The following is a 2,147-nucleotide window of genomic DNA, read 5'->3' on the forward strand; positions in this document are numbered from 1 at the left end:
GCTGTCCAAATTTGTTCCTGACAAATTTGTCGAACCCGGGTGGGTTCTCACCCAGTCTGTCCATCAGAAACGAAAACGCCCCCAATTCGGGGGCGTTTCCATTTCTGGCGGAGAGAGTGGGATTCGAACCCACGGTAGGCTTACACCTACGGCAGTTTTCAAGACTGCTGCCTTAAACCGCTCGGCCATCTCTCCGTGTTTTGTCTCGATCCTTTGGGGACCGAGGCGCCTGGGTTCCGGCCTGCGCCGCAACGACGGGCTTTAAAAGCAGGGTCGCCATCCTATCAGGAATGCGGTGCCGCTCCCTGCCTTTTTTCGACAAGGCAATCATCGCCCACAGCATGATGGCCACCGGTACGGCTGCCCCAAGCAGCGGGAGTAGCAGGATCGGTTGGCGGATCACCATCGGGACCAGCTGGGTCGCGGAGGCGAAGGCGATGATGGCGAAGCGGAGGTTGCGGCTGTGGCGGGCGAACCAGAAGGAGCCCACCACCAGCACGGTGGCGATGGCGCTGAGCACCAGGTCCACCGTGGCCATGGGGAACATGGTGACCAGGCCGAGACGGGTGAGCAGTTCGGTCGCCAGGATCACCAGCAAGGTGTAGCTGGCGGCGAGTTCCACTTTGTCCCAGCGCTGGATGCTCATGTCCGGTGCCTCAGGCGATCTGCGTGAGGTTGCGCAGGTACGGGCGCAGCACCTCGGGCACGGTGATGGAGCCGTCGGCGTTCTGGTAGTTCTCCATCACGGCGACCAGGGTGCGGCCCACGGCGAGGCCGGAACCGTTGAGCGTGTGCACCAGCTCGGGCTTGCCGGTGGCGGGGTTGCGCCAGCGGGCCTGCATGCGGCGGGCCTGGAAGTCGCCGCAGTTGGAGCACGAGGAGATTTCGCGGTAGGTGTTCTGGCTGGGCAGCCACACTTCCATGTCGTAGGTCTTGATGGCCGAGAAGCCCATGTCGCCGGTGCACAGCAGCACCTTGCGGTACGGCAGATTCAGCAGCTGCAGCACTTTCTCCGCGTGGCCGACCATTTCTTCGAGCTGGGCGTGCGAGTGTTCGGGCGCGGCGATCTGCACCATTTCGACYTTCTCGAACTGRTGCTGGCGGATCATGCCGCGCGTGTCGCGGCCGTAGCTGCCCGCTTCGGCGCGGAAGCACATGGAGTGCGCGGTGAGGCGCATCGGCAGTGCGTCCGCTTCGATGATGCTGTCGGCGACGAGGTTGGTGAGCGCCACTTCGGCGGTGGGAATCAGGTAGCGCTTGCTCTCGTTGACCTCGGTGGAGAACAGGTCGTCCTCGAACTTCGGCAGCTGGCCGGTGCCCTTCATGGTGTCGGCGTTGACGATCAGCGGCACGTTGCATTCGAGGTAGCCGTGCTCGCCGGTCTGCAGGTCGAGCATGAACTGGGCGAGTGCGCGATGCAGGTGCGCCAGCTGGCCGCGCAGCACGGTGAAGCGTGCGCCGGACAGCTTGGCGCCGGCGTCGGCATCGAGCCAGCCGTGGCGGGCGCCGAGGTCGACGTGATCCTTCACCGGGAAATCGAACGTGCGCGGGGTGCCCCAGCGCAGCTGCTCGGCGTTCTGGGTTTCGTCGTTGCCCAGCGGCACGGACTCGTGCGGGATATTGGGGATGCCGAGCGCGATGTCGGCGAGCTTGGCCTGCACGTCGGTCAGGGCGTGCTCGTTGGCCTTGAGCTTGTCGCCGATGCCGGCGACTTCGGCCATCAGCGGGGCGACGTCTTCACCCTTGGCCTTGGCCTGGCCGATCGCCTTGGACCGCGTATTGCGCAGGTTCTGCAGCTCCTGCGTCTCGGTGGACAACTGCTTGCGCTGGCTCTCCAGCGCCTCGATGGCGGCCACGTCGAGTTCGTAGCCACGGGTGTCCTTGAGGCGCGCGGCGGTTTCGGCCAGGCGCGAACGCAGCAGTGCGGGGTCCAGCATGATCAATCCAGATGTGGGGCTTGGAACCTTGGATTATCGCTGGGGGGCKGGCTGGGGGGCAATGTTGGGGTTTTGGGGTGGCTGGACCCAGGAAGGCCGATGGGAGAGCGTGTCGGCGGCCAGCCGTGGCGTTGATTATGGGCGCCCCGTCGCGCACAGGGTGCGCTCCCACAAGGGTTGCGGGAGCACCCCAGACAGGTCGCCCTGTAG

2 protein-coding genes and 1 tRNA gene are annotated in these 2,147 nt (G+C 65.1%); all 3 read right to left on the bottom strand.

Annotation, left to right across the window (positions count from 1 at the left end; translation table 11 throughout):
• Positions 1–105 precede the first annotated feature (105 nt).
• Positions 106–195: transfer RNA gene (locus tag AC1DMG_RS21740), tRNA-Ser, on the bottom strand.
• Positions 173–646 carry an LrgA gene (locus tag AC1DMG_RS21745; RefSeq protein WP_477177864.1) on the bottom strand — a complete coding sequence of 158 codons (474 nt, stop codon included), beginning with the start codon at positions 644–646 and terminating at the stop codon, positions 173–175. Before AC1DMG_RS21745 ends, AC1DMG_RS21740 begins: the two co-directional genes overlap by 23 nt.
• Positions 647–656: 10 nt before the next feature.
• Positions 657–1,937: a serine--tRNA ligase gene (gene serS / locus AC1DMG_RS21750; RefSeq protein ID WP_477177865.1), complete on the bottom strand. Its 1,281-nt coding sequence runs from the start codon at positions 1,935–1,937 to the stop codon at positions 657–659.
• Positions 1,938–2,147: the final 210 nt, after the last annotated feature.

Source organism: Dyella sp. 01N36 (assembly GCF_056399745.1).

Coding starts and splice junctions, on each gene's coding strand:
- AC1DMG_RS21745 (WP_477177864.1), bottom strand. CDS start 646: ATGAGCATCCAGCGCTGGGACAAAGTGGAACTCGCCGCCAGCTACACC.